Origin of the sequence: Georgenia sp. AZ-5, from assembly GCF_043952095.1 — a bacterium.
Classification (GTDB): domain Bacteria; phylum Actinomycetota; class Actinomycetes; order Actinomycetales; family Actinomycetaceae; genus Georgenia.
The window spans coordinates 769947-796110 of record NZ_JBINOU010000001.1 but is presented as its reverse complement, the minus strand read 5'-3'; the positions used below and the strand labels follow the sequence as shown (position 1 = coordinate 796110).

Below are 26164 nucleotides of genomic sequence, written 5' to 3'. Positions count from 1 at the left end.
GCGCCATGACGAGCGGCACTCCCGGTAACCCCACGACCACCGTCCGCGCCGAGGCACGGGAGGCCACCGCGGAGCCCGACCGGTACGGCTGGCTGGAGGACGTGGAGGGTGCCGAGCCGCTGGCCTGGGTCCGGGAGCGCAACGCGGAGGCGCAGGCGGCGCTGGGCACCGCGCGGTTCGAGAAGCTGCGCGCCGGCGTGCTCGAGGTGCTCGACTCGACGGCGAAGATTCCCGCCGTCACCCAGCGCGGGGAGTACCTGTACAACTTCTGGACCGACGCCGAACACGTCCGCGGCGTCTGGCGGCGCACCACCTGGGAGTCCTACCGCACGGACGCGCCGGAGTGGGAGGTGCTCATCGACGTCGACGCGCTCGGCGCCGCCGAGGGCGTCAGCTGGGTCTGGCACGGCGCGCGGGTGCTGCGCCCGTCCTTCGACAAGGCGCTCGTCGAGCTCTCCCGCGGCGGCGCCGACGCCGACGTCACCCGCGAGTTCGACCTGACCACCAAGACGTTCGTGGAGGGCGGCCTCGCGCGCGAGGAGTCCAAGGGCGGCATGGGCTGGGCGGACGCCTCGGGCGACGAGGTCTTCGTCTACACCGACTTCGGCGACGGGTCCATGACGACGTCGGGATATCCCCGCACGGTCCGCAGGTGGCGCCGGGGGACGCCGCTGGCGGAGGCGCCGGAGGTCTTCGCGGGCGAGGCCACCGACATGTCCATCGCCGCCACCCACGACGCGACGCCGGGCTTCGAGCGGGACTTCGTCGTGCGGGCCCGGGCCTTCTACGACTCCGAGACGTACCTGCTCGGCGACGGCGACACCCTCACCCGCCTGGACGTGCCCGCCTCCAGCGAGCCCGGCGTGCACCGGGAGTGGCTGACCGTCGAGCTCCGCGAGGACTGGGACGTCGCCGGCCGCACCTACCCGGCCGGGGCGCTCCTTGCCACGGGCTTCGACGACTTCCTCGCGGGCGGCCGGGACTTCGCCGTCCTGCACGAGCCGACCCAGACCACGTCGCTCGCCGGCGCCAGCTGGACACGCCACCACCTGGTGCTGAACATCCTCGACGACGTGAGCAACCGGCTCGAGGTGCTCACGCCGCCGGCTGGCGCCGCGGACGGTGGCTGGCGCCGTCGTCCGCTCGACCTGGCCGGGCACGGCGACGACGTCCCCGCCTTCGCGACCATCGCCGTCGGCGCCATCGATCCCGACGAGGAGGACGCCCTGTGGCTGACCACCTCGGGGTTCCTCTCCCCCACCACGCTCTCCAGGCTCGACCTGGACGGTGACGGCGCGACCGTGACGATCGAGCGGCTCAAGTCCCTGCCGGCGTTCTTCGACGCGACGGGCCTGCACGTGGAGCAGCACTTCGTCGCCTCCGCCGACGGCACGCGCGTGCCGTACTTTCAGGTCTCGCCGCAGCCGGCGACGGACGACTGCGAGGTGCTCCCCGCCCCGACGCTGCTCTCGGGCTACGGCGGCTTCGAGATCCCGCGGCTGCCGGCCTACTCGGGCACCATCGGGCGGTCCTGGCTCGAGCGCGGCGGCGTGTACGTCGTCGCCAACATCCGCGGCGGCGGGGAGTACGGGCCCGCATGGCACCAGGCGGCGCTGAAGGAGAACCGGCACAAGGCCTTCGAGGACTTCGCCGCGGTGGCGCGCGACCTCGTGGCCCGCGGGGTCACCGACCCGGCGCACCTCGCCGCGCAGGGCGGCTCGAACGGCGGGCTGCTCGTGGGCAACATGCTCACCCGGTACCCGGAGCTCTTCGGGGCCATCGTCTGCCAGGTGCCGCTGCTGGACATGAGGCGGTACTCGCACCTGCTGGCCGGCGCGTCGTGGATGGCCGAGTACGGCGACCCGGACGACCCGGCCCAGTGGGAGTTCATCCGGACGTTCTCGCCGTACCACCTGTTCGACCCCGAGCGGGACTATCCGCCGGTCCTGCTCACCACCTCCACGCGTGACGACCGGGTCCATCCCGGGCACGCGCGGAAGATGGCGGCGCTGATGGGCGACGCCGGCAAGGACGTCACGTACTACGAGAACATCGAGGGCGGGCACGGGGGCGCCGCGACGAACGAGCAGGCGGCCTTCATGCAGGCGCTGTCGTTCGAGTTCCTGTGGCAGCGGCTCGGGTGAGCGGGCCGGACGCGGCCCCGGCGCCCGACGGCGGAGACGGGACCCAGCCGGGTACGGCGGCCACGGTGAGTGCGCCGGGCTGTGTCTTCTGCGGGATCGTCGCCGGCACCGAGCCGGGGAGCGTCGTCCATACCGAGGACGACGTTGTCGCCTTCCTCACCACCGCTCCGATCAACCCCGGCCATGTGCTGGTCGTCCCCCGCGCGCACGCCGTCGGCCTCGACGACCTGTCGGCGGCGACCGGCGAGGCGCTGTGGCGGCTGACGCACCGGGTCGCCGTCGCGCTCCGCCGTGACCCGGCCTGGTCCGAGGGCGTCAACCTCCATCTGTCGGACGGCGCCGCGGCGGGTCAGCACGTCTTCCACCTGCACATGCACGTCATCCCCCGGTTCAGCGGCGACGGGCTGCGCGTCATCGACGACCGCCCCGAGCGGCCGCCACGCGCGGCCCTGGACGACGTCGCGACCCGGCTGCGGGAGGTGCTGGCCGCTGAGGGACGCGCCCGGGGCGCGGCGCGCCGCCGCCGTTCGCCGTCGACATAGAACGTCCCGGCCGAGATAGAACTCGAGGGAGGTCTATCTCGGCCGGGACGTCCTAGCTGGCGGCACGGCGCTGGACGACGCCCCCGGCACGGGCCAGCACGGTCGGAGGCGCTCAGCGCTCCTGCGGGCGCCACAGCACCAGCGCGCCGCCCCCCGTCGTGGTCCGTACGCGCCGCACGCGGGTGCCGCGCGGCACCGCCACGACGTCGCCGGTCGGGCCGGCGGCGAAGATGCGGTGACCTGGGTCGAGCGTCGCCCGCAGGTACTCCAGGTCGGACCTCACACGCGTCAGCTCGCGCTGGAGGTCGAGGATGCGCTTGATGCCCGCGAGATTGATGCCCTCCTCCTGGCTGAGGCGCTGCACCTCCCGGAGCAGCGCCACGTCCCGCAGCGAGTAGCGCCGCCCGCGCCCACGGGTGCGCTGCGGCTCCACGAGGCCGAGCCGGTCGTACTGGCGCAGCGTCTGCGGGTGCATGCCGGCGAGCTCGGCGGCCACCGAGATGGTGAGGATCGGCGCGTCCTCCCGCCCGGTCACCTGTCCCATGTCCCCTCCTTCGCTTGCGTCGTCCCTGCTGCTGGTGGGCGGCCGCCGTGGCGGCCGCCCCCCACGTGCTACTGCGCGGCGAGCTCCGTGAGGCCCTCGCGGGGGTTCGCGCCGGCGTTGGCGTCGGCGAACGCCTTAACCGCGGCCTTGGCCGCCGAGGACAGCCGGTTCGGGACCACCACGTTGACGGTGACCAGCAGGTCGCCGTCGGGCGCCATCGGCAGGTCCAGGCCCTTGCGCCGCACCCGCAGGGTGCGGCCCGAAGGCGTACCGGCCGGGATCTTCACCTTCACCGTGCGCCCGTCCAGCGTCGGCACGTCGATGGTGGCGCCCAGCGCCGCCTCGTCGAACGTGATCGGCACCGTGATGCGCAGGTTCTTTCCGTCCAGCGAGAACACCGGGTGAGGCTCGACGTGCACGGTGACGATGAGGTCGCCGGGCTCGCCCCCGTTCGCGCCGGGCATCCCCTTGCCCCGGATGCGGATCTTCTGACCGTCCTGCACCCCGGGCGGGATGCGGGTGGTCACCGTCCGCCCGTCCACCGTCAGCTGCACCGTGGACCCGGTCACGGCCTGGCGGAACGGCAGCCGCGTGGTCGCCGCGATGTCCGCGCCCCGCTGGGGCCGGCGCCGCGAGCCGAACGTGCCGCCGCCGAACATGCCGGAGAGGATGTCCTCGAAGCCGCCGGCCCCGGTCGACGTCGGGCCCTGCGTGGAGTAGCGCACCCGCGTGCCGCCGGGCGCGCCCTGGCCGAACATCCCTCCGAAGAGGTCCTCGAAGCCCCCGGTGCCGCCCGCCCCGGACCCGGCGGAGAACCGGGCGCCGCCGCCGGCCATGGCCCGCAGGGCGTCGTACTGCTTGCGCTGCTCGGGGTCGGAGAGGACCGCGTAGGCCTCCCCGACGGACTTGAACCGCTCCTCCGCGGCGGTGTCACCGGGGTTCTGGTCCGGGTGGTACTTGCGGGCGAGCTTGCGGTACGCCTTCTTGATCGCGTCGGCGTCGGCGTCCTTCGCGACGCCGAGAGTGGCGTAGAAGTCCTTCTCGAGCCAGTCCTGGCCGGTCATCACGCCTCACCTCCTCGATCGTGCGGTGCCGCGGCGGGAAACCCGCCGCGGCACCATCCGTTGTCCACCCGGCCCGTCATTCCGGGCTCGTGACCGCCACACGCGCGGCCCGCAGCACCCGGTCACCGGCCCGGTAGCCAGGCTGCAGCACCTGGCTGACCGTCGTGCCCGTCGCCTCGGGGTCCGTGGTGTGCATGAGCGCCTCGTGCACCGCCGGGTCGAACTCCTCGCCCGGCGTGCCGTAGCGCTCCACCGAGAAGCGCTGCGCAAGCGCCCCCTCGAGCTTCTCCGCGATCGACGCGAAGGGGCCGGTGAGGTCGCCGTGCTGGCGCGCGAGCTCGATCTCGTCCAGCACGCTCAGCAGCGCCTCGATGACGTCGTACGCCCCGGCCTGCCGCTGCCCCGCCGCGTCGTTCTTCGACCGGCGGACGTAGGCGTTGTACTCCTGCTGCAGGTTGTAGACGTCGGCGTTGCGCCGGGCCAGCTGGTCGGCGAGGTCGAGCGCCTCGGCCTGGGCCTTGGCCAGCTCGTCCCCCTCCGCCGGCGCCGCGGACGGCGCCTCGGCCGTCGCCGAGCCGGCGGGCGCACCGTCGGCGGCGGTGGCGTCGGCCGGGGCGGATGCCGGCTCGCCCTGCGCCGAACCGGCTTCCGCCGTGCCCTGCGGAGCGGCCTCCTCGCGGTGGCGAGCCCTGCCGGTCTCGGGATCGATCCGGCGCTTGTCGGTCACCACCGGCTTCTCGACGCCCGCCTCCTCGTCGCGCTGGTTGTCCCCGGCCGTCACTTGGACTCCTCGTCATCCACGATCTCGGCGTCGACGACGTCGTCGTCGGCGGCCGAGCCACGGGTGGCGCCGTCGAAGCCGGGTGCACCCTGCGGGCCGGGGTTGGTGCTCTCCGCCGACTGCTGGGCGTAGAGCGCCTCGCCGATCTTCTGGCTCTTGGTGGTGAGGTCGGCCTGGGCGGACTTGACCGCCTCGATGTCCTGGCCCTCGAGCGCCTTCTTCAGGGCGTCGACGGCCTCGCGCACCTCGGAGGACACCGCCTCGGGCAGCTTGTCCGCGTTGTCCGTGAGCAGCTTCTCCGTGGAGTACACCTGCTGCTCGGCGGTGTTGCGGGTCTCCGCCTCCTCGCGACGCTTGGCGTCCTCGGCGGCGTGGGCCTCGGCCTCCTTGATCATGCGGTCGATCTCGTCCTTGGGCAGGGCCGAGCCGCCGGTGATCGTCATCGACTGCTCCTTGCCCGTGCCACGGTCCTTGGCGGAGACGTGCACGATGCCGTTCGCGTCGATGTCGAAGGTGACCTCGATCTGCGGCATGCCTCGCGGGGCCGGGGCGATGCCGGTCAGCTCGAAGGTGCCCAGCGGCTTGTTGTCCCGGGCGAACTCACGCTCGCCCTGGAACACCTGGATCAGCACGCTCGGCTGGTTGTCCTCGGCGGTGGAGAACACCTCGGACCGCTTGGTCGGGATGGCGGTGTTGCGCTCGATGAGCTTGGTCATCACGCCGCCCTTGGTCTCGATGCCCAGGGACAGCGGGGTCACGTCGATCAGCAGGACGTCCTTGCGGTCGCCCTTGATGACGCCGGCCTGCAGCGCCGCGCCGACCGCCACGACCTCGTCCGGGTTGACGCCCTTGTTGGGCTCCTTGCCGCCGGTGAGCTCGCGCACGACCTCGCTCACGGCGGGCATGCGGGTGGAGCCACCCACGAGCACGACGTGGTCGATCTCGCTGAGCTGGATGCCGGCGTCCTTGATGACGTTGTGGAACGGGGCCTTCGTCCGCTCCAGCAGGTCCGAGGTCATGTCCTCGAACGCCGCCCGGGTGAGCTTCTCGTCCAGGTGGATGGGGCCCGCCTCGCTCATCGACAGGTACTGCAGCGAGATGTTGGTGGTCGTCGCCGAGGACAGCTCCTTCTTGGCCTGCTCGGCGGCCTCACGCAGCCGCTGCAGCGCGATGCGGTCCTTGGACAGGTCGACGCCGTCCTTGTTCTTCACCTGCTTGACCAGCCAGTCGACGATGCGCTGGTCCCAGTCGTCACCGCCCAGCTTGTTGTCGCCGTTGGTGGCGCGCACCTGGATGGTGGAGAAGCCGTCGTCGTCCTTGCCCACCTCGAGCAGGGAGACGTCGAACGTGCCGCCACCGAGGTCGAAGACGAGGATGAGCTCGTCCTCCCTGCCCTTCTCCAGGCCGTAGGCGAGGGCGGCGGCGGTCGGCTCGTTGATGATGCGCAGGACGTTCAGGCCCGCGATCTGGCCGGCGTCCTTGGTCGCCTGGCGCTGGGCGTCGTTGAAGTAGGCGGGGACGGTCACGACGGCGTCGGTGACGGGCTCCCCCAGGTACGCCTCGGCGTCCTTCTTCAGCTTGCCGAGCACGCGCGCGGAGATCTCCTGCGGCGTGTAGGTCTTGTCGTCGATCTGCTTCTTCCAGTCAGTGCCCATGTGGCGCTTGACGGAGGTGATGGTGCGGTCCACGTTGGTGACGGCCTGCCGCTTGGCGACCTCGCCGACCAGGACCTCGCCGGACTTGCTGAAGGCCACCACCGACGGGGTGGTGCGAGCACCCTCGGCGTTGGCGATGACCGTGGGCTCGCCGCCCTCCAGGACGGCCACCACGGAGTTGGTGGTGCCCAGGTCGATCCCGACTGCTCGTGCCATGCTGTGTGCTCCTTCGTCTCTGCCGGGAGCCGACTTCCCGCCCGCTCCATCTTGAGTCGTATGCACTCAAGTCTGCGCTACGCCCGGGCTATGTTCAACCCGGGAGACGAAACTTGAGTCTGCCTGGCTCAACCGGAAGCGTCGGGCACCTGTTCCGCTCGGGCGCTCATCGCGTGCAGAGAAGGGGCTGACCAGCACGTCGGCGCCTGACGCGCGCGCCGTGCCGCGTGAGTCGCTACGCGGGCGCGAGCGCCTCCAGGACCGCCGACGCGCGGCGCATCGCCGCCTCGGGGTCGGCGTCGGGGCGGCCCACCAGAGGGTCGAAGTTGAGGTCGACGAACACCTCGGTGACCCCCTGCGCGGCGAGCCCCGCCAGGTCGGCGGCCACCTCCTCCAGCGAGCCGGTCAGCGGCCCGGTACGGTCTCCGCCCCGGACCACCCCGCGGCACACGAAGCGCAGGATGTCGGGATCGCGGCCGGCGGCCCGGGCGGCGGCCCGCACCGTCCCGATCCGTTCCGCGAGCGCTGTCAGGTCCGCCCGGCTGCTGCTGATCCAGCCGTCGGCAAGCCGGCCCACCCGGCGCAGCGCCCGCGGCGCGTCCCCGCCGAGGAGGACCGGCGGCCCGGGTCTCTGCACGGGCTTGGGCTGCGCTCGGGAGGGCGGCACCCGATAGAACTCGCCGTCGAAGGCCACCGGGTCCGGCCCCCACAGGGCGCGCAGGCAGGCGAGGTACTCCTCGGCCCGCGCCCCGCGCCGCTCGTACGAGACCCCCACGGCGGCGAACTCCTCCCGCGACCAGCCCAGGCCCAGCCCGACGTCGAGGCGGCCGCCCGAGAGCACGTCCAGCGTCGCCATCTGCTTGGCCAGGACCGCCGGCGCCAGGTACGGCATGTTCACGATCGCGGTGCCCAGGCGGATCCGGTCGGTGACCGCCGCGGCGTAGCCCAGCGCGACCACGGGGTCGAGCACGCTCGCGTAGACGGGGGGCAGCGAGCCGGGCTCGGGGAACAGCAGGCGCTGGAATGTCCACAGCGAGGCGTACCCGAGGGCCTCGGCGCGGCGCGCCACCGCCGCGACGTTGGCGGGGGTGGCCCAGGCGCCGGAGACCGGCAGGGCGAACCCGACGTCCACGCTCAGGACAGCTCGGCCGCCGTCACCGGCTCCGGCGCCGGCTCGAGCCGCTCGAACAGCCGGTCGAAGACCACCCCACGGTCGAACTGCCGGGCGTGCTCGCGGGCCCGCACCTCCCAGCGACGCCGCTCCTCGGGCGGCATGGCGACGGCCCGGTCCAGGGCTGCGGCGATGGCGGCCGGGTCCTCGGCCGGCACCAGCAGGGCGCAGTCACCGACGGCCTCCGGGATGCCGCCGGTCGCGGTGGTGATCACCGGCCCGCCGCCGGCGAGCATCTTCTCCACCAGGGCGATCCCGAAGGTTTCGACGAACTCGGGCAGCGGCTTGCTGGGCAGCACGTACGCGGCGCTGCCCGCCATGAGGTACGGCTTCTCGGCGTCGGGGACGTCGTCGAGGAAGGTGATCCGGTCAGCGACGGGCGAGGCGGCCGCCTGCGCGCGCAGCCGGCCCGCCTCTGGCCCGTCCCCGGCGATGACCAGGCGCACGCGCCCGCGGGCGCCGCTCGCCGCGTACCCCTCGATGAGGTCGTCGACGCCCTTGGCGGCGCTGAGCCGCGAGAGGAACAGCGCGTAGCCGTCCCGCTCGAGGCCGCGGCGGGCGAGCGCGCGGGCCAGCTCCGCCTCGTCGAGGTCGAGGTAGGCGCTCGTGTCGATGGCCGGGTAGGAGACGCCGATCCGCTCGCGGCAGCGCTCGGCGAAGGTCGTGCCGTGCTTCGCGTCGATCGCCTCCGCCTCGGCGACGATGAGGTCACGGGTGTACTCCGACACCGCCACGCACACGTCGCTGCCGAGGTAGGCGGACAGCACGTGCGCCGCGGCGCCGAACCGGTCCTCCTCCACGCAGGCGCGCACCACGTTGGTGACGTCGGAGCCGACCGCCTCGGCGATCGTCGTCACCTTCACCGGCAGCCCGGTGCTGGTGGCCACGCGCACCGCCTCGGCGACGGCGGTGGTGTGCGGGCTCAGGTACAGCGACAGGCACACGGTCGGCACGCCGTCGGTGAACAGCTCCACCAGCCGGCCGGTCAGGCCGGCGACGTAGCGGCCGTCCGGGACCTTGTAGTCCCCCACCGGCGCCGGGCGCTCCACGACGATGCCCCCGCGGTAGGGCAGCACGCTGTCCAGCGGCTTGAGGGGCAGCCCGCTGGCCTGGAGCCGGTCGATGGGCCACGTGACGATGCGGACCTCGTCGAAGCCGCGGTCCAGCGCCGCCTCGGCGAGGTTGCGCGCCTCGCCGGAGTGCCCGCAGATGACCGGGTCGGCCCGCACGACGATCACCAGGCGGTTGTTGGGTGGCGGTGTCATGGCGTCCCCTTCGGGTCGTTCGGCGCGTGGCGCGCGGTCAGCGGGTGCGGGCGTGGGGTCGGACGGAGGCGGACGGCGGCCGCTGCGCGGTCCCCCACCCGCCGGGAACAGGCCCCAGCTCGACGACGAGCCGGCCGCCCCGGTGCAGTTCGTCACCGCTCAGCCAGCTCCGCTCGAGGGGCTCGCCGTTGAGTCGGACGGACTGGACGTGCTGGACCGGCTCGCCGGGACCGGGCTCGGTGAAGCCGGCGGTCTCGATCGCCAGCGTGGAGTCTGCCACGGCGATGCGGGCCTCGCGGAACGCCGGCGCGTTGAGGAGGAAGAGGTTCTGCCCGGCGACGGGGAACAGGCCCAGGGACGCCCAGACGTACCAGGAGCTCAGGGCCCCGGAGTCGTCGTTGCCCGGCAGCCCGCCGCGCCCGGTGCCGAACTGGTGGTGCACGGCGGCATGGACGACCTCGGCGGTGCGGTCCGGCCGGCCGGCGTACTGGTACGCCCACGGCGCGTCCATGTCGGGCTCGTTGTTCAGCCCCTCGAACCGGTTCAGGGCGTAGCCGCGCGCCACTTCCTCGGCCGACGGCCGCACCCCGAGCTGCGCCACCGGCGGCGCACCGAAGCCGAAGAACCTGTCGAGCAGCTCCACGAAGGCGTCGTCGCCGCCGGCCAGGGCGATCCGGGCAGCCATGTCGTGCACGAGCCGGAAGGAGTAGTTCCACGGGCCGCCCTCGTAGAAGGTCGAGTCCCGCAGCAGGCCGGTCGCCGGGTCGAACGCGTTCGCCCAGCGCGCGGCCAGCGGCTCGAACGCCTGCACCAGCGCCCGGTCGCCCACGTGCTGGGCGACCTTCGCGGTGCACCAGTACCCGAACGCCAGGTCGAGGGTGTGGCTGATCGGGTGCGCCAGGCCGCGCAGCAGGAAGTCCTCGCCGTACGTGCGACGCAGGTCGTTGTGCATGTGCACCAGCGCCCAGTCCCAGTCGATGCCCGGCAGCCCGAGCTGGCACAGGTCCGCGAGGAACGTGTGGGCCAGGGCGCTGCCCTGGCGCTCGAACCGGTCGGCGCCGCGCGCCATGCGGTAGCCGATCGGCAGGTTCCCCTCCTCCTCGCAGATGTACAGCAGCGCCTGCGCGAGCTCGACGGCCCGCTCCGGCACGAGGGTGGTCAGCAGCGGCAGCTGTGTGCGGTAGATGTCCCACATCGTGCTGATGTCGAAGGCGAACGGGCCGCTGGCGGGCCAGAAGGGGCTCTCGCCGCGCGCCAGGCACGGCTTGATCAGCGAGTGGTACAGCGCGGTGGAGAAGACCGTCTCGCGGTCCGCCGAGGGGGTGTCGACCTCGACCTTCCCGAGCTCCTCGCGCCAGGCCCCGGCCGTGGCGGCGCGGCGGGACCCGAAGCTCGACGGCCCCTCCCCGCAGTCGCGGTAGAGGTTCGCGCGCGCCTGCTCCACCCCGCGCAGCGAGAAGCCGAAGCGCAGCTCCACCACCTGGCCCGCCTCGGTCGGGCCGGCCCACATGAGCCCGAACGGACGCAGCGTGGTGGGGCGGATGTAGTCGAAGTCGAGCCGCGTGCCACCCGGCATGAGCCGCCGGTCGTACCAGAGCAGCTGGCGCCACTGCTCGGTGTCGCACTCGACGTGGACGGCGAGCGGCGCGCCCTCGACCACCACCTCGCCCTGCGCCACCCCCGGGGCGAGGGTCTGCAGGTGGGCCCGAAGCGGGACCGTGCTGCCGAAAGGGATGGCGAGCCCGCCGAGGGAGAAGTCGACGACGAGGCGGGCGTCGCGGTGCCGCGGGAAGGTGTAGCGGTGGACGGCGCTCTTGGGGCCGACCGTGACCTCGCAGCGGATGCCCGAGTCCAGCGTGGCGGCGTACCAGCCCGGCTCGGCCCGCTCGGCGTCCAGCTCCCACAGGGTCCCGAGCGCGTCGAGCGGCTCGAGCATCGGGGTGACGCGGAAGTAGTTGTAGTACTTGCGGATCGCGCCGGTGCCGGACTGCTGGAAGTGGGTGAAGCCGGAGGCGACCTGCCGCTCGTGCATCGCCGTCGGGATGCCCTCGGTGCTCAGGTCGAAGCGCCCATACCCCGTTGGGTACGCGCCGGAGTAGGCGCACGCGGAGACCATGCCGAGGGGATAGCACGCGCCGGGGTGGGTGTTGCCGACCTGCGGCTTGGGCCACCACCAGGTCGCCGCGAGCCCGGTGGGGGCCGGCAGGGCGGCCGGCTCGGTGCCGATGAACGGGTCGACCCGGTCGGCCATCGTTCCCCCTCGCGCTCGGCGCGCCGCGTAGGCGCGTATGTGCAGACCGTAGGGCCGACGGCGCCGGGACGGTAAGCCGAACAGGTGTCCGGTGGAAGACGGCCGGGCGAGCGGCTGGCCGGGAAACGGCGCTCCCGGGTCTGACGGCGGGTGCAGGAGCCAGCCGGCAACCGGGGTCCCACGGCCGGGGTAACGAACCGGCACTCCTGGCGTCCCACGGCCGGGCGGGAGGTCAGGCAGCGCACTCGGTGCACACCGGTTGGCCGTTGTTCAGGTAGGCGATCTGGCTGCGGTGGTGAACGAGGAAACAGGCCGAGCAGGTGAACTCGTCGTCCTGCCGGGGGATGACCTTGACGGTGAGTTCTTCACCGGAGAGATCGGCACCGGGCAGCTCGAAGCCCTCGTTGGCCTCGTCCTCGGCGTCGATTGTGCTCGAGGCCACGGTGTCAGGTGGTGTGGTGGTCAGTTCCTCGAGGGAGTCCTCGTTGAGGTCTTCTTCGTGCTTGCGGGGGGCGTCGTAGTCGATGGCCACGGTTCCTCCGGATGTGGTGTGGTCTCAGCGTTGAGATGAGCGGTAGTGGGAAAGTGCCGCGGCGGCGCGGCACCAACTGCGGCGCTCCTTGCCGCAGGGACCGGCTCGACAGCCGCCACTCGACGGCTGGCCGCTGCGAGCGGCCCCTGGGCCACGAACCGGGCCGATCGTATATTCAACGGTCAGGCGCCCCCGTACATTTCCGGTGGGGCCGCCGGGGGAACACCGGCGGGAAAGATCCACGGGCTGAGGACAGGACAGCACAGGACAGGACAGGACAGGACAGGACAGGACAGCCTCGCAGGGCATCGAGCGGCTCACCAGATGGGCGCGGGAGCGACGGATGTCAGTACCGGGGCCACCCCACTCCTACCTGGATGACCCCGGATGTGTGGCCGCGTCGCCTGGGGTACAAGTCCCTCATGGCCTCCGCACCCGCCCCGGACGAGATCTACGCGCGCGCCAAGGACGAAGGCGCGCGCCGGCTGTTCATGTCTCCGCTGGAACAGGTCTCGACCGGCTTCATCGCCGGGGTCACCATCGTGTTCGGCATCGTCGCTCTGGCCATGGCCAGAGAACTGATTGAGCCTGCTCTTGGCACGGGGCCCGGCAAGCTGGCCGGAGCGCTGGCGTTCGGCATCGGCCTTGTCTTCCTGGTGATCGGCCGGTCGGAGCTGTTCACCGAGAACTTCTTCGACCCCGTCGCCAGCGCGATCGACCGCCGCCAGGCATCGGCATGGGGTCGGTTGGCGCGACTGTGGGTCCTTGTCCTGGTGCTCAATTTCGTCGGCGGAGCAGTGATGGCGGTCGTCTTCACCGTGCCGGGCACCCTGCCCGCCGGGGCCCATGACACGCTCGTCACCGTGGCCCAGGAAACCGCCGCGAAGGGTGGCCTGGCGACATTCACCCGAGGCGTCGCGGCGGGCACCCTGTTGACCCTGCTTTCTTACCTGCTGCACGCGGTCGGGTCGGCCGGCAGCCGGATCGTCCTGGCCTACCTCGTCGGTTTCTTTCTCGCCCTGGGCCCGTTCGACCACGTCGTCGTCTCGGGTCTGCAGCTCCTCTTCGGCGTGTGGCTGGGGGGGCCGGTGGCGTACGGGGACGTGGCCGCCAACGTTGCGATCGCGGCCGCGGGCAATCTCACCGGAGGCATCCTGCTCATGACACTGACTCATACCGTGCAAGCCAAGGGCTCACGTTCTCAGCACGACTGACCCTGTGGGCGCCCGCCGGCCCCCCACGCGGGCCGCCGGCGCCCGGATGCTTCGGCTTTGAGGGCTCGGTACCGTCCAGGCGCAGTCCCAGTGCCGGCCCTGCCGAGGGGCCGGCTACGTTCCTTGACGCACGGAGCGACCGAGATTGCTGAGCGAACCTACCGGAGGGCGACGACCAGCCCGGCTCCCCCGAGAAGAACCCCGAGCAGAGCCAGCTGGCCTCGTTCCGGACCGTCAGCACTGCCGTCACCGGACCGAGTGAACGAACGCGGTGGCGGTAGGCCAGCCAGCGCTTCCGGATCGCTGCGCCACCACGCAGCCTCTGTCAACGCCGGGTGAATTTTGACCCCTCTGCGCCGCTTGGGCCTCTGCCCCGCGCAACCGAAGAAGAGGGCTCACGACCGCTCCTCTCTTGTCCCGTGCAGTGCGGAGCCGGTGCCGAGCTTCGTGGCGGGGATGACGCTGAGAGTTCCGTCGGTCTCCAGGACGACGGCCGCGATGTCCGAAAGGTCGCCTGACCCGGTGGACCGGATGGCCTGACGGATCTCATCCATTGTCAGACGCTGCTTGTGGATCGCGTCGTGCAGCGGCTCGCCATCGCGGAGGACGATCGTCGGTTCCGCCGTGATGGCCTTTCGTGAGCGGGGCCAGCGCGATGAGGTCCAGGTGACGATGAGCTGCAGAGCCACGAGGAGCGCCAGGGCCGTCGCGCCTTCGGTCCAGGACACGTCGGCGCTGAGCAGGATCGTGGCGAGCGTGGAGCCCAGTGCCACGGTGACGACCAGATCGAAGGCGTTGAGCTTGGCGAGGGACCGCTTGCCGGTCAACCGCAGGAGGAGGACAAGGACGGCGTACGCGGCGACGCCGACGAGGGCGACGCGGAGCAGGTCGGACCAGGCGTCGAACCACATCGAGATCCTCCGAAATTTCAGTGCTGAGCGCGGTCGGCGCCGGGCCGTTGGAGCTGTCTAAGTTCTGGGCGTCCGCGGCAGAGCGGGCGTGGAGTCGCCTGCCCGGCGAAGAGATCAGGCCAAGGCCACGACTCGCTGGTGGCCATCTCCTCGATCCCGTTCACCGTTGGAACGGTGTTGTTGAGCGGTTTGGTTGGTGTAGGAGTCGGGTTCGGGTCACCGTAGGGGAGTAGCTATAGCTCTCGGTCCAGGTTCTGGTCTCGGTGAAGAGGCCGACGACGAATGGTCGGCCGCGTAGCACTGGGCGGCGCGCCGATTCGCGCAGGCCCGTGCAGTTTCCCAGCTGATCGCCCCGTTGGCCTGGGTCAGCCGTCACGTCTCGTTTCTTGAGTCAGGCCAGGGCTTCATCCGGTGGGGCATTGCCGTTCTGCGGGCTCTTCGTACTCAGGGACTGGTCGGGCCTGTGCCTCCTCTTTCGTGTCGGCCGCCCCGTTGCGGCGGATGTCGTCGATCAGCCAATCCATCTCGAAGATCTCGCGCCTCTGGGCCTCGCTGATCTCGACGGCCAGCTCACACACTCGGACATCGGCGATCTCGGCACGTTCGGATCGTGTTATGGCGAGCGAGTGGTGGGGGATCATGGAGCTCATGTAGGCGGTGTCCTGCACGGTGGTCTGACTGCGGTCGAGGAAGACTCCGCCCCCGAGGAGCAGGACGCTCACGGCCACGATGGCGGCGTTCGCCTTCGTGCTGCGGTACATGTTCAGCATCCACGCGAGCATGATCAGGCCCATGGTTCCGCCCATGGTGAGCGCCATGAACATGCGGCTCTCACTCCAGCGCACATGGCTCCACTCGTAGGAGCCGACGAACATGGCGGCGTACATCACCACCATCGCCGTGAGGATCATTGCCCCGAACCGCAGGTACATGCTCCTTGCGTTGTGGGACCGGTTCTCACCGTGCTGATGCTCGTTCGCCTTGTCCTTTCTCGTCTTGGACACGAACAGCTCCTTCTCTGATGCCTGGCTTGGCTACCGCATGTAGCTGCCCGGCAGGGACGCGTCGTCGCCGATTGGTGGTCGTTCCTGGCTCGGCTTCTCAAGAGCCGCACGCGGTGCATGGGTTGTGCCCGACCCCTTTGCTCGGGGGCGGGCGGCGAGGGGCATGGTGGTGTTCAGCTGATGGCGGCGAGGAGCTCGTTGCAGGCCTGCTCGCAGGCCCGGCAGGCCTCGGCGCAGACGCGGCAGTTCGTGCATGTCCGCGTGCTCGGCACACTGGCCCCCGCAGGACCTGCAGGCATGGGCGCAGGAGAGGAGCTGTGCTCGGGTGATGTTCGCGTCGTCGCCGGTGTGTCGTTACAGGACCCGGGCGGTGGTGTCGCAGATATCGGCGCAGTGGAGGTTGGAGCGGATGCACCTGCGCAGCTCGGCGACCATCTCCTCGCTCGGGCAGGCGTCGGCGCAGGCGGTACAGGCCTGTGAGCAGGCGACGAGGGCGTCGACGGTGCTCTCGAGGAGATCGCGGTCGAGTTGATCTCGGCCGGGCAGGTCTTCATCATCGCGCTGGTCCGCATGGGTCCTCCTGGTCCCGGATGGAGAGGCGGTGCCGGCGGGCCCGGCTCGTCGCCGTCCTTGACGTTCGCAGCACGCTAGTGACGGCCTGACGTACGCGCATCCGGGCGGATGCATCGGCAGTTGTTGCGCACCGCTAGGCAGCGAGACTTACCTGACGGGACGGCATGGGAGGCACACTGGTGGGCGGACTTAGCCTGTGGGATTACCTCGGCATCACTCAGGGCGCCGCTCTAGCGGTGATTGTGGCGACCGTGGTGCTGTACGTGACCTTCATCGTCCTGACCCGGTTCTTGGGTCAGCGGGTGCTGGCGAGCCTGTCCGGCTTCGACCTGCTCGTGGTGATCGTGCTCGGCGCGATCCTCGGACGCGCCACCATGGGGCATACCCCCACCCTCGCCGGTGGAGTCATCGCCGTGGTCACTCTCTTCGCCCTCGAGGGTGTTATCGGGCGGCTGACCTCCCGGCCGCGGTGGGAGCGCCTGGTTAACAACCGGGCGGTGCTGCTCATGGCTGGGCCCGTGGTCCTCCATGACGAGCTCAGGCGGACCCACGTCACCGCGGCCGAGCTCCGGTCGCGTCTTCGCCAGGCCGGCATCCGCACCGACGACGAGGTCGCGGCCGTGGTCCTCGAGCCGACCGGCACGATCAGCGTCCTGCGCCGGGGCGTGCCCATCAGGCCTGCAATGCTCACCGATGTGCGCAGCGCCGGGCGCATGCCGTCCGACCTGTTGAGCTCGTGAGCCGCCTCGTGACGAACCGAGGGCGGAGGGCGAGGAGAGAGGGAAAGAACGACCCGGTGCGGATCTTGCGGATCTTCACCGTCACGTGAAGCTCCCCTGCACAGTTCAGCAAGCGGCTCGTGGGCGCCGGGCTGCTGTCCGGGCTGCTCCGCCAAAGGCCGCCTGCACCCGGGCGTTGGCGCCGGCAGAGCGAGAGCTGGTCACGGCGGCGCACTGACCCGCCGGCGCACGCTGGCGGCCCGGTCGGCCGGCCTCCGGGCCGGTGCGCCGGGGCCGGTGCGCACAAGGGCCTGACCGTGCCGGCGAGCGCGCGGGTGCGGCTCCGCGGGACCGCGGGCCCTGGTGACTACCCACCAGGCGCCGGCCCGCGACCTCGTCGATCGGGATGGCGATCAGCACGACCTTCTCGCCCGGCGCCCGCGGTGCGGGCTCCGCGCGGCTCGGGTTCACCAGCTCGTCGCCAAGCGGGTGGGCGCCGGCCGCGGACGGTCACGGACCAGCCCGTCCGCGTGGCGACGTCGACCGTGTGGGCACCCAGCGTCATCACCGTCTCGTGGGCCGCCGCGACGAGCTTGCTCCCGTAGCCCGTCCGGACCACGACCTCGTCGCGCTCGACGGCGTAGTTCACCGGCCACGGGTGGGGGCACGGACACGGAGTGGAACCGGTCCGCGGGACGTCACGCCCGGTCGCGCTGCAGCCTGCTCCCGACGGCGACCCGTTCGTGCCGCGACAGGAGGTGCCTCACGTGCCCCAGCGCCTCACGGGTCACCGGCTCGACGATGTCGGCGTGCTCCGGGTGCCGCCGGAGGTAGGCGGCGACGTACGGGCATACGGGGACCACCCGCAGACCCTCCTCCCGGCTGCGCCGGAGCGCGGCCTCGACGAGCCGGCCGCCCACGCCCTGCCCGGCGTAGGCCTCGCGGACCTCCGTGTGGAAGAAGATGCGCCGGCCGGCGCCGTCGAGGAACTGCGTGAAGCCCGCGACCTCGCCGCCGGCGAGGATCTCGAAGCGGTCCGCGCGCTGCCGGACCTCCGTGTCCATGCGTGGGCGAACACGCCCGGGCCCCGGCGCATTCCTGAGCGCCACTATCCCGGCCCATCCTGGAGCGCCACCAACCCGGACCCGGCGCATTCGGATCGGCGCGAGTCCCCGGACCGCCACGGGCCCGGGCCGGCGCGCGTAGCGTGCAGCCATGCGCTCGCCGCGCGTCGAGCCACTCGTCCGGATGGCCGACGGCACCGTCAAGCAGGTGAACCCGCTCACCGGCACCGAGGTGTGGACCGTGCCCGGCCGCGCCCACCGGCCCCTCGACGTCCCCTCGGAGCCCCCCGCCCCGCTCGACCCCGCCGACGTGGGCCGCGCCTGCGCCTTCTGCCACGAGAACTACCTCCAGACCCCGCCGGAGAAGTCCCGGCTGGTGCGCCATGCCGACGGCTCCTGGGCGACGCTGGAGAACCTGCCGGCGGAGCGGCTCGACGAGACGGTGGCCGAGTTCCGGCGCGTGCCGAACCTCTTCGAGATCCTCAGCTACGACTACTGGCACGAGAACTACGGCTACACACCGCCGGCAGCGGCCGCGGAGCACCAGCGCGCCTACCTGGCCACGCCGACCGGCCGCGCCCACGTGCTCGCCGTCGTCCGCGCCCGCCTGCGCGCCGCGGGCGTCACCGACGCCGAGTGGGCGGCCCTGCCCGAGGCCGAGCGGCTGGCCCACGCCACCGCCTTCTTCGCCGGCGGGCACGACGTCGTCATCGCCCGCCGGCACTTCGTCGACGGCGCCCGGCGCGACGACGAGCTCGCCGGCTCGGGCAGCCTCACGCCGGAGGAACACCACCGGTTCCTCGCCTTCACCGCCGGGACGGCGCGGTCGCTGTACGCGGCCAACCCGCACGCGCGCTACGTCGCGGTGTTCCAGAACTGGCTCCGGCCCGCGGGGGCCTCGTTCGACCACCTGCACAAGCAGCTGGTCGCCATCGACGAGCACGGCCGCGCCACCGACTCCGAGCTCGCGCTGCTGGCCCACGAGCCCAACCTGTTCAACGACGCCGCGGTGAACTACGCCGCGCGGTGCGGCCTCGTCGTCGCCGAGAACGCGCACGCGATCGCCTTCGCGGGCTTCGGGCACCGCTACCCCACCCTGGAGGTCTACTCCAAGAGCGCCCGCAACCTGCCCTGGGAGCACGACGAGGACGAGCTCTGGGCGTTCTCCGACGTGCTGCACGCCTGCCACGCCGCCACCGGCGCGCACGTGCCGACCAACGAGGAGTGGCACCACCGCCCCGCCCGGGTGGCGGCCCCGATGCCCTGGCGCGTCATGCTCAAGTGGCGCATCTCCACCATCGCCGGCTTCGAGGGCGGCACGAGAATCTACCTCAACACGATCGACCCCTGGGCACTGCGCGAGCGCGTCGTCGGGCGCCTGCTCGACCTGCGCGCGCAGGGCCGGATCGGCCCGATGGCCGTGGGGGCGGAGTGCCCGGCCAGGCCGGACGCGCTGCGCTACGCCGCCGCCCAGCCCGCGCGGTAGCCCCGGCCGGCGGGTCTCGCCCCGCGGCGTAGCCCCCGCCGGAGGCCGCCGCCGGCGGCCCTCGGACGAAGGCCCCGCCCCGGCACCGCGGGTGGCGGCCGGCTCCGGCTGCAGCGGGCCGGGGCGGGGTGTGCAATGGGCTCGACCCGGAGGGAGAGCCGAGCGGTGGAGTGGTTCGGGGCGGAGGACTACGACGCGGCACGGTTCGTGCTGCAGCGGGGCATCGCCGCCGTCTACGTCATCGGGTTCGTCGCCGCGCTGCTGCAGTTCCGGCCGCTGCTCGGCGAGCGCGGCCTGCTCCCGGTGCCGCGCTTCGTCGCCCGCGTCCCGGCCCGGCTCAGCCCGAGCCTGTTCTTCTGGCGCTACTCCGACCGGTTGCTGCTCGTCGTCTCCGGCGTCGGCGCCCTCGTCGCGGCCACCCTCGTCGCCGGGCTGCCGCAGTCGGGCCCGCCGTGGGTGCCGATGCTCGCCTTCCTGGTCGTCTGGGCGCTGTACCTGTCGATCGTCAACGTCGGCCAGGTCTTCTACGGCTTCGGCTGGGAGTCCCTCCTCCTCGAGGCGGGGTTCCTCGCCGCATTCCTCGGCTCCGACGAGGTGGCGCCCCCGCTCGTCGTCATCTTCCTGTTCCGCTGGCTGCTGTTCCGCGTGGAGTTCGGCGCCGGGCTGATCAAGATGCGCGGCGACCCGTGCTGGCGGGACCTGACGTGCCTGTACTACCACCACGAGACCCAGCCGATGCCGAACCAGGGCAGCTGGTTCTTCCACCACCTGCCGCGGCCGCTGCACAAGGTGGAGGTCGCCGCCAACCACGTCACGCAGCTCGGGCTGCCGTTCCTGCTCTTCGTGCCCCAGCCCGTCGCGACCGTGGCCGCCGCGATCATGGTGATCACCCAGGGGTGGCTGGTGCTCTCGGGCAACTTCGCCTGGCTGAACTGGCTGACCATGCTGCTGGCCTTCTCCGCGATCGGGGACGACGCCCTCGGCCGGCTGCTGCCGTGGGCGGTGGGCGCGCAGACGCACGGGCCCACGCCGGTGTGGTTCGTCGTCGTCGTGCTGGCGATGACCGCCCTCATGCTCGTGCTCAGCTACTGGCCGGCCCGCAACCTGTTCGACCGCCACCAGAAGATGAACGCCTCGTTCAACCGCTGGCACCTCGCGGGGGCGTACGGCGCGTTCGGGTCCATCACCCGGCGGCGCGACGAGGTGGTCGTGGAGGGCACCGAGGACGACGACCCGTTCACCACCGACTGGCACGAGTACGAGTTCAAGGGCAAGCCCGGGCACCCCGGCCAGATGCCCCGGCAGTGGGCGCCGTACCACCTCCGGCTCGACTGGGGCATGTGGTTCCTCGCCCTCGGGTCCCCCTCCCAGCACCGGTGGTTCACCGTCTTCCTCCTCCGGCTGCTCGAGGCGGACCGCCCCACCCTCCGGCTGCTGCGGCGCGACCCGTTCGAGGGGCGCCGGCCGCGGTACGTGCGTGCCCGGGTGTTCCGGTACCGCTACTCGACGTGGGAGGAGCTGCGCCGCACCAGGCAGTGGTGGGTGCGCCGGGAGATCGGCATCCTCGTCGCCCCGCAGAGCCTGGAGAACATGCACGAGCTGCTGCGCTGAGCCGGCGGCGGTGAGCTGCTGCGGGACAGCGGAGGGCGGCCGAACCCGGTGCAAGGAGCGAGCGACCGCGAACCGGCGGTGCACCGGGCGAGCAGTTGGGACACTGGCGGCGGCGCCTGCTCACGGCCCCGGTGCCGCGCACCGGCGCGGCCGTCACGTCCTGCCCGAGTGCTCGTGGAGACCGAAGATGATTACGCACATCAACCCGGACGGCATGTACCACAGCCCCGTCTTCTCCCAGGCGGTCCTCCTCGACGGGCCGGGGCGCCTCCTGGTCGTCGGGGGCCAGAACGGCGTGGACGAGAGCGGCGCGGTCGTCGCCGACGACGTCGCGGGCCAGACCGCCAAGGCGCTGGAGAACCTGCTCACCGTGCTCGCCGAGGTCGGCGCGGACCAGCGCGACGTCGCGAAGCTGACCATCTACATGGTGGCCGGACAGGAGATCGGGCCGGCCTACGGCGCCGCCCAGGCGGTCTGGGGTGAGCACCCCACGGCCATCTCCATGCTTCAGGTCGCCGGGCTGGGGAGCCCGGACTTCCTCGTCGAGATCGAGGCCCTCGCCTACCTCCAGGAGGAGCCGTGACGGAGCCGGGCACCGGGGGCCTGAGCCGCCCGGTGCAGGGCCTGCCGGACGTCGTCCGGCAGGCCCTGGACGTGGCCGCCGACTACGCCGCCCGGCCGGCCTAGCAGCGCAAGGACTACCTCGCGTGGATCGGCCGGGCGAAACGCGCGGACACCCCGCGAACGCCGGATCGAGCGGATGGTCGCCGAGCTGCGCGCCGGTGTGGTGTAGATGGGCACGGCGCACGAGCCGTCCCGCAAGGACGGCGGCGCGCCGCCGGTCTGACGGTGCGCGCGGCCGGCCGGAATCGCCGTCAGCCCCCGCGGTCCGTGCCGCCGCCGGCCTCAGACGACCACGCTGTGCCGCGCGGGCTCACGGCCGGGCGGCTGCGGCGGCTCGGGCAGCAGCGGCTCGCGCGACCGCAGGGGCCGGCTCACGGGCTCCGCCGAGCCGACCTCGACCACGTCGCCGCACAGCAGCAGCGACAGCCGCGCGTCGGGGTCCTCGTCGAGCAGGCGGCAGCGCACCTCCCCCTCGGCGACCTCCACGTGCAGGCGGTGACCGTGCCACCGCACCCGGAACGACAGCCGGCTGATGCCGTCCGGCAGCGCCGGGTCCACGCCCAGCTCTTCGCCGTCCTGGCCATCGCGGCGCAGCCCGCCGAACCCCTCCACCAGGGCGATCCACGTCCCGGCGAGCGAGGCGATGTGCACCCCGTGCTTGGTGTTGTGGTGCAGGTCGCGCAGGTCCACCAGCGCCGCCTCGTGCACATAGTCGTGCGCGAGGCGCAGGTGCCCCACCTCGGCGCAGATCACGGCCTGGGTGCACGCCGACAGCGAGGAGTCCCGCACGGTCCGCCGCTCGTAGTAGTCGAGGTTGCGCGCCTTCTGCTCGGCGGTGAACGCGCCCGGCACCCAGTGCATGGCCATCACCAGGTCAGCCTGCTTGACCACCTGCTTGCGGTAGAGCTGGAAGTACGGGTAGTTCAGCAGGAGCGGGTACTTGCCGCGGCTCGCCTCGAAGTCCCACTCGCCGTACCGGGTGTAGTTCTCGGACTGCGAGTGGACGCCCAGCTCCTCGTCGTACGGGATGTAGACGGCGTCGGCCGCCGTGCGCCAGGCGGCCATCTCCTCGGTGGAGACGTCGAGGTCCTTGGAGAGCTGGACGTTGCGCACGCACGCGTCGGCGGCGGCCGTGAGGTTGCGGCTCGCCAGCAGGTTGGTGAAGACGTTGTCGTCGACGACGGCGCTGTACTCGTCCGGCCCGGTGACGCCGTCGATGTGCCAGCGGCCGTGCCGGTCGAAGTGCCCGAGGGACCGCCACAGCCGGGCGGTCTCGACCAGGACGGCCAGGCCGCACTCGCGGTCGACGTCCTCGTCCCCGGTCGCCAGGCGGTACTCGTGGAAGGCGCGGGCGATGTCGGCGTTGATGTGGAACGCCGCGGTGCCGGCCGGCCAGTACGCCGAGGTCTCCTCCCCGTCGATGGTCCGCCACGGGAACGTCGCCCCCTCCAGGCCCAGGGTCTGCGCCCGCACGCGCGCCCGGTCCAGCGTCGAGCCGCGCCAGCGCAGCGCGTCGGCCGCCGCCTTGGGCGCCGTCAGGGTCAGCACGGGCAGCACGAAACCCTCGATGTCCCAGAAGGTGTGGCCGTTGTACCCGGTGCCAGTCAGGCCCTTGGCCCCGATGGCCCTCCCCTCGGCGCGGGCGCCCGCCTGGAGCACGTGGAACAGCGCGAACCGCACCGCCTGCTGGATGGCCGGGTCGCCGTCGACCTCGACGTCGGCCGCGTCCCAGAACTCGTCGAGGTACTCGCGCTGGGCGTGGCGCAGGGTGTTCCACCCGGCGTAGCGGGCGCTGGTCAGGGCCGCGGCCACCTGGTCGCGCAGGGCCGGGACGGACCGGGTGGACGACCACCCGTACCCGAGGTACTTCACCACGCGGAGCTTCTGCCCCGGCTGCAGCGCGGTGACGACCGTCGTGCGCGCCCAGTCCTCCCGGGCCTCGTTCTCGATCTCGAACTGGGAGGGGCAGTCGACGTCGTGGTCCATGCCGGCGGCGAGCGTCAGCCCGCTGCGCCGGGTGCGGTGCACCAGCACGGCGCCGCGCTGCTCGATGTCCCGGTCCAGCGCGACGAGCGGGTCCTCCAGCGCCTCGGCCACCCGCGGGTCGTCGCTGACGATCTCCGGCGGGGCCTCGTTCGCGACGAGCTCGGACTGCAGGATGATGCGGCTGGGCTGGTCGACCTCCACGGTGTAGGCGATGGCGGCGATCGCCCGGTGCGCGAAGGACACCATGCGAGTGGACTTGATGCGCACGGACCTGCCCGACGGCGAGATCCAGTGCACCTTGCGGCGCAGGATGCCCGAGCGGAACTCCAGCTCGCGCTCGTGGCTGACCACCCGGCCGTAGCGGACGTCGAAGAGCTCGTCGTCGATCATCAGCCGGATGATCTTGCCGTTGGTCACGTTGACCAAGCTCTGGCCGGACTCCGGGTAGCCGAACCCGCCCTCGGGGTAGGGCAGCGGGTGGTGCTCGAAGAAGCCGCCCAGGTAGGTGCCCTGCGTCTCGTGCGGCTCGCCCTCGTCGAGGTTGCCGCGCATCCCGATGTGGCCGTTGGACAGCGCGAAGAGGGACTCCATCTGACCCAGCCGCTCCAGGTCGAGGTCCGGCTCGCGCAGGCACCACGGGTCCACGGGCAGCAGCGGCTCAGGCTCGCTCACAGCAGCTCCTCCAGGTCCGCGACGACGACGTCGGCACCCCGCTCGCGCAGGGCCTCGGCCTGCCCCAGGCGGTCGATGCCGACGACGAACCCGAACCCCCCGGCGCGGCCCGCCTCGACCCCGGCGAGGGCGTCCTCGAAGACCGCTGCCCGGGTCTTGTCCACCCCGAGCTCGCGCGCCGCCTCGAGGAACGTGTCGGGCGCCGGCTTGCCCGGCAGCCCGCGCTCGCGGGCCACCACGGCGTCGACGACGACGTCGAAGTACTCCGCCATCCCGGTGACCTCGAGGACCAGGCGGGTGTTGGCGCTGGAGGAGACCACCGCCCGGCGCAGGCCCGCCTCCCGCGCGGCCTGGACGTACCGGCGGCTGCCCTCGAACACCTCCACCCCCTGCTCGGCGATGAGCCGCAGGATGGCGTCGTTCTTGCGGTTGCCGATCCCGTTGACCGTCTCCATGTCCGGGGTGTCGGTGGGGCTGCCCTCGTCGAGCACGATGCCGCGGCTGGCGAGGAAGTCCCGCACCCCGTCCGTGCGCTTCTTGCCGTCGACGTAGGTCGCGTAGTCCGCGCGCGCGTCGAAGGGCACGAACGGCTCGCCGGTGCGCCCGGAGCGCTCGCGGAGGTACTCGTCGAAGGTCTCGGCCCAGGCCGCGCGGTGCACGGTTGAGGTACGTGTGAGCACGCCGTCGAGATCGAACAAGCAGGCCCTGATGCCCTCGGGCAGCCCCAGCACCGTCTTCTGCTCCACGTGATCAGCCGTCATGAGGCCAAGTCTCTCCACGCGTGAGCGTCGCTGCACGTCCGGCGGCCGGGCCGCGCAGGGCGCCAGAGCCGGCCGGGGGACGTCGGGCGATCGGCCGCGCGGCGCCGGATTGCCCGGACCCGGGCGCGCCGCGGCGCTACTGCTGCGGATTGACCGCCGTGAGCAGGACCACCGAGTCCTCGATCGCCGAGACTCCGTGCCGGTCGTGCGGGACCAGCTCCAGCGCGCCGGCGCTGAGCACCACGTCACCGCTCGGGCTCGTCAGGCGCACCCGGCCCCGGAGCACCTGCAGCGTCGCGGCCGGCGGGGTGTTGTGCTCCTCCAGGGACTGCCCCGCCAGCAGCGCGATCACCGTCTGGCGCAGCGGGCCGTCGTGCACCACGCGGAGCGCGCTCCGGCCGCGGGCCGACGCTCCCGCGGCGGCGAGCTGATCGGAGACGAGGCCTGGAAGATCGGGCACGCGAACCCTCCTGCATGTCGGGAGACCGCTTTCGGGGTCAGACAAGCACACCGGTCGCCGGATGTCGTGCGGACCGCTGAGGACCCTGGCAGCGCGCACCGGTGAAACTTCGTCGGAAACTGCCCTGGCAGCGCGCACCGGTGGAACTTCGTCGGGAACGGCCCTGGCAGCGCGCACCGGTGGAACTTCGTCTGGAACTGCCCTGGCAGCGCGCACCGGTGAAACTTCGTCGGAAACGGCCCTGGCAGCGCGCACGGTGCCCTGGCAGCGCGCACCGGTGGAACTTCGTCAGGAATAGCCTGACAATGCCTCACCGGTGGCCAGGGGACGACGGCGGAGGAGCCCCCTCGCGCCGGCGCGCCTCCCGCGCCGGCGGCGGTGGCTGCACGCGGGCGCGCTGCGCCGCACGACGCGACGGCGAATGGAACGGCGCCCGGGAGGGCGATGCGGTAGGAATGCGGCATGACCAGCGCCATCGCCGCCCTCGCCGTCGACGCCCACGACCCGCGCAGGGTCGCTGACTTCTGGACCGCCGCCCTCGGCTGGGAGATCGTCGAGGACGGCGACGAAGGGGTCAGCATCGCGCCCGCGGACCGCTCCCTCCCCGCGATCGACTTCCTGCCCGTCCCGGAGCCCAAGACCGTCAAGAACCGCCTGCACCTGGACATCCGCGCCGACGGCACGTCCCAGGCCGAGGAGGTCGAGCGGCTCCTCGGCCTCGGTGCGACCCGCGCGGACGTCGGTCAGGGGCCCGACGTGACCTGGGTCGTGCTCGCCGACCCGGAGGGGAACGAGTTCTGCGTCCTGAGCCGCTCGGTGCAGGAGGTCGCCGCCGAGCGCTGAGCGACGGGCGCCCCGCCCTGCGGTGTCGGCGCCAGGTCCTACGCTCGGACCCGTGGAGGTGCTGGCGGCCC

General features: G+C 72.2%; 22 protein-coding genes and 1 pseudogene. 8 read left to right on the top strand and 15 right to left on the bottom strand.

The window, feature by feature from the left end; translation table 11 throughout:
* Positions 1-5: 5 nt before the first annotated feature.
* A complete protein-coding gene (locus tag ACF0H8_RS03805; protein WP_395287662.1) occupies positions 6-2144 on the top strand; it encodes a prolyl oligopeptidase family protein in 2139 nt (712 codons plus the stop codon).
* 65 nt (positions 2145-2209) lie between these two features.
* On the top strand, positions 2210-2686 hold the full coding sequence (locus ACF0H8_RS03800; protein WP_395287661.1) for an HIT family protein: 477 nt from the start codon (positions 2210-2212) through the stop codon (positions 2684-2686).
* Positions 2687-2798: 112 nt separating this feature from the next.
* Here the strand turns inward: ACF0H8_RS03800 and ACF0H8_RS03795 are convergent, their stop codons facing one another.
* From ACF0H8_RS03795 to ACF0H8_RS03760, 8 genes are all read right to left on the bottom strand, one after another.
* Positions 2799-3230, bottom strand: coding sequence for a heat shock protein transcriptional repressor HspR (locus ACF0H8_RS03795; protein ID WP_395287660.1), 432 nt, complete (start codon positions 3228-3230; stop codon positions 2799-2801).
* Positions 3231-3298: 68 nt separating this feature from the next.
* Positions 3299-4294 (bottom strand): DnaJ C-terminal domain-containing protein, encoded by a 996-nt coding sequence (locus ACF0H8_RS03790; protein WP_395287659.1) that lies wholly within the window; start codon positions 4292-4294, stop codon positions 3299-3301.
* A 76-nt stretch (positions 4295-4370) separates the two neighbouring features.
* On the bottom strand, positions 4371-5075 hold the full coding sequence (locus ACF0H8_RS03785; RefSeq protein WP_395287658.1) for a nucleotide exchange factor GrpE: 705 nt from the start codon (positions 5073-5075) through the stop codon (positions 4371-4373).
* Positions 5072-6946 carry a molecular chaperone DnaK gene (dnaK, locus tag ACF0H8_RS03780; protein ID WP_395287657.1) on the bottom strand — a complete coding sequence of 625 codons (1875 nt, stop codon included), beginning with the start codon at positions 6944-6946 and terminating at the stop codon, positions 5072-5074. Before dnaK ends, ACF0H8_RS03785 begins: the two co-directional genes overlap by 4 nt.
* Positions 6947-7181: 235 nt before the next feature.
* Positions 7182-8078 (bottom strand): TIGR03619 family F420-dependent LLM class oxidoreductase, encoded by an 897-nt coding sequence (locus ACF0H8_RS03775; RefSeq protein WP_395287656.1) that lies wholly within the window; start codon positions 8076-8078, stop codon positions 7182-7184.
* A gap of 2 nt (positions 8079-8080) precedes the next feature.
* On the bottom strand, positions 8081-9382 hold the full coding sequence (locus ACF0H8_RS03770) for a glycosyltransferase (protein ID WP_395287655.1): 1302 nt from the start codon (positions 9380-9382) through the stop codon (positions 8081-8083).
* A 37-nt stretch (positions 9383-9419) separates the two neighbouring features.
* The gene (locus ACF0H8_RS03765; protein WP_395287654.1) at positions 9420-11633 is read right to left on the bottom strand and encodes a glycoside hydrolase domain-containing protein; all 2214 of its coding nucleotides are present in this window, start codon (positions 11631-11633) and stop codon (positions 9420-9422) included.
* A gap of 232 nt (positions 11634-11865) precedes the next feature.
* Positions 11866-12165: a DUF4193 domain-containing protein gene (locus ACF0H8_RS03760; protein ID WP_395287653.1), complete on the bottom strand. Its 300-nt coding sequence runs from the start codon at positions 12163-12165 to the stop codon at positions 11866-11868.
* A 422-nt stretch (positions 12166-12587) separates the two neighbouring features.
* Here ACF0H8_RS03760 and ACF0H8_RS03755 point away from each other — a divergent pair, with 422 nt between their 5' ends.
* Positions 12588-13379: a formate/nitrite transporter family protein gene (locus ACF0H8_RS03755; RefSeq protein ID WP_395287652.1), complete on the top strand. Its 792-nt coding sequence runs from the start codon at positions 12588-12590 to the stop codon at positions 13377-13379.
* 395 nt (positions 13380-13774) lie between these two features.
* Here ACF0H8_RS03755 and ACF0H8_RS03750 read toward each other — a convergent pair whose 3' ends face one another.
* Both ACF0H8_RS03750 and ACF0H8_RS03745 read right to left on the bottom strand, forming a co-directional pair.
* The gene (locus ACF0H8_RS03750; RefSeq protein WP_395287651.1) at positions 13775-14290 is read right to left on the bottom strand and encodes a DUF421 domain-containing protein; all 516 of its coding nucleotides are present in this window, start codon (positions 14288-14290) and stop codon (positions 13775-13777) included.
* A gap of 404 nt (positions 14291-14694) precedes the next feature.
* Positions 14695-15294, bottom strand: a complete 600-nt coding sequence (locus ACF0H8_RS03745; protein WP_395287650.1) for a DUF305 domain-containing protein — start codon at positions 15292-15294, stop codon at positions 14695-14697.
* 737 nt (positions 15295-16031) lie between these two features.
* Here ACF0H8_RS03745 and ACF0H8_RS03740 point away from each other — a divergent pair.
* Positions 16032-16607 carry a DUF421 domain-containing protein gene (locus ACF0H8_RS03740; RefSeq protein WP_395287649.1) on the top strand — a complete coding sequence of 192 codons (576 nt, stop codon included), beginning with the start codon at positions 16032-16034 and terminating at the stop codon, positions 16605-16607.
* 346 nt (positions 16608-16953) lie between these two features.
* Here the strand turns inward: ACF0H8_RS03740 and ACF0H8_RS03735 are convergent.
* Together ACF0H8_RS03735 and ACF0H8_RS03730 are read right to left on the bottom strand one after the other, a co-directional pair.
* Positions 16954-17238, bottom strand: a pseudogene (locus ACF0H8_RS03735) (pyridoxamine 5'-phosphate oxidase family protein); the annotation flags it as partial.
* A 46-nt stretch (positions 17239-17284) separates the two neighbouring features.
* Entirely contained in the window at positions 17285-17650 is a 366-nt protein-coding gene (locus tag ACF0H8_RS03730) for a GNAT family N-acetyltransferase (RefSeq protein ID WP_395287648.1), read from the bottom strand.
* A gap of 151 nt (positions 17651-17801) precedes the next feature.
* On the opposite strand from ACF0H8_RS03730, the gene ACF0H8_RS03725 reads away from it, so the two are divergent.
* From ACF0H8_RS03725 to ACF0H8_RS03715, 3 genes are all read left to right on the top strand, one after another.
* Positions 17802-19136: a DUF4921 family protein gene (locus ACF0H8_RS03725; RefSeq protein WP_395287647.1), complete on the top strand. Its 1335-nt coding sequence runs from the start codon at positions 17802-17804 to the stop codon at positions 19134-19136.
* A 165-nt stretch (positions 19137-19301) separates the two neighbouring features.
* Complete coding sequence (locus tag ACF0H8_RS03720) at positions 19302-20747, top strand: lipase maturation factor family protein (RefSeq protein WP_395287646.1); 1446 nt, start codon at positions 19302-19304, stop codon at positions 20745-20747.
* Positions 20748-20934: 187 nt separating this feature from the next.
* Positions 20935-21330 (top strand): RidA family protein, encoded by a 396-nt coding sequence (locus ACF0H8_RS03715; RefSeq protein ID WP_395287645.1) that lies wholly within the window; start codon positions 20935-20937, stop codon positions 21328-21330.
* Positions 21331-21653: 323 nt separating this feature from the next.
* On the opposite strand, the gene ACF0H8_RS03710 is transcribed toward ACF0H8_RS03715, so the two are convergent.
* The 3 genes from ACF0H8_RS03710 to ACF0H8_RS03700 all read right to left on the bottom strand — a co-directional run bounded on the left by ACF0H8_RS03710 (position 21654) and on the right by ACF0H8_RS03700 (position 25250).
* A complete protein-coding gene (locus ACF0H8_RS03710) occupies positions 21654-24029 on the bottom strand; it encodes a glycoside hydrolase family 65 protein (protein ID WP_395287644.1) in 2376 nt (791 codons plus the stop codon).
* Positions 24026-24790, bottom strand: coding sequence for an HAD family hydrolase (locus tag ACF0H8_RS03705; protein ID WP_395287643.1), 765 nt, complete (start codon positions 24788-24790; stop codon positions 24026-24028). Before ACF0H8_RS03705 ends, ACF0H8_RS03710 begins: the two co-directional genes overlap by 4 nt.
* 136 nt (positions 24791-24926) lie before the next feature.
* Entirely contained in the window at positions 24927-25250 is a 324-nt protein-coding gene (locus ACF0H8_RS03700; protein WP_395287642.1) for a cupin, read from the bottom strand.
* A 462-nt stretch (positions 25251-25712) separates the two neighbouring features.
* Between ACF0H8_RS03700 and ACF0H8_RS03695 the strand changes: the two genes are divergently transcribed.
* Positions 25713-26093, top strand: coding sequence for a VOC family protein (locus tag ACF0H8_RS03695; RefSeq protein WP_395287641.1), 381 nt, complete (start codon positions 25713-25715; stop codon positions 26091-26093).
* The last annotated feature ends 71 nt before the right edge of the window (positions 26094-26164 follow it).

Excerpts from the sequence above, each read along its gene's own strand:
- ACF0H8_RS03770 (WP_395287655.1), bottom strand. The coding sequence starts at position 9,382 with ATGACACCGCCACCCAACAACCGCCTGGTGATCGTCGTGCGGGCCGAC.
- ACF0H8_RS03750 (WP_395287651.1), bottom strand. The coding sequence starts at position 14,290 with ATGTGGTTCGACGCCTGGTCCGACCTGCTCCGCGTCGCCCTCGTCGGC.
- ACF0H8_RS03805 (WP_395287662.1), top strand. The coding sequence starts at position 6 with ATGACGAGCGGCACTCCCGGTAACCCCACGACCACCGTCCGCGCCGAG.
- dnaK (WP_395287657.1), bottom strand. The coding sequence starts at position 6,946 with ATGGCACGAGCAGTCGGGATCGACCTGGGCACCACCAACTCCGTGGTG.
- ACF0H8_RS03705 (WP_395287643.1), bottom strand. The coding sequence starts at position 24,790 with ATGACGGCTGATCACGTGGAGCAGAAGACGGTGCTGGGGCTGCCCGAG.
- ACF0H8_RS03715 (WP_395287645.1), top strand. The coding sequence starts at position 20,935 with ATGATTACGCACATCAACCCGGACGGCATGTACCACAGCCCCGTCTTC.
- ACF0H8_RS03730 (WP_395287648.1), bottom strand. The coding sequence starts at position 17,650 with ATGGACACGGAGGTCCGGCAGCGCGCGGACCGCTTCGAGATCCTCGCC.
- ACF0H8_RS03795 (WP_395287660.1), bottom strand. The coding sequence starts at position 3,230 with ATGGGACAGGTGACCGGGCGGGAGGACGCGCCGATCCTCACCATCTCG.
- ACF0H8_RS03695 (WP_395287641.1), top strand. The coding sequence starts at position 25,713 with ATGACCAGCGCCATCGCCGCCCTCGCCGTCGACGCCCACGACCCGCGC.
- ACF0H8_RS03790 (WP_395287659.1), bottom strand. The coding sequence starts at position 4,294 with ATGACCGGCCAGGACTGGCTCGAGAAGGACTTCTACGCCACTCTCGGC.
- ACF0H8_RS03765 (WP_395287654.1), bottom strand. The coding sequence starts at position 11,633 with ATGGCCGACCGGGTCGACCCGTTCATCGGCACCGAGCCGGCCGCCCTG.
- ACF0H8_RS03755 (WP_395287652.1), top strand. The coding sequence starts at position 12,588 with ATGGCCTCCGCACCCGCCCCGGACGAGATCTACGCGCGCGCCAAGGAC.
- ACF0H8_RS03740 (WP_395287649.1), top strand. The coding sequence starts at position 16,032 with ATGGGAGGCACACTGGTGGGCGGACTTAGCCTGTGGGATTACCTCGGC.
- ACF0H8_RS03725 (WP_395287647.1), top strand. The coding sequence starts at position 17,802 with ATGCGCTCGCCGCGCGTCGAGCCACTCGTCCGGATGGCCGACGGCACC.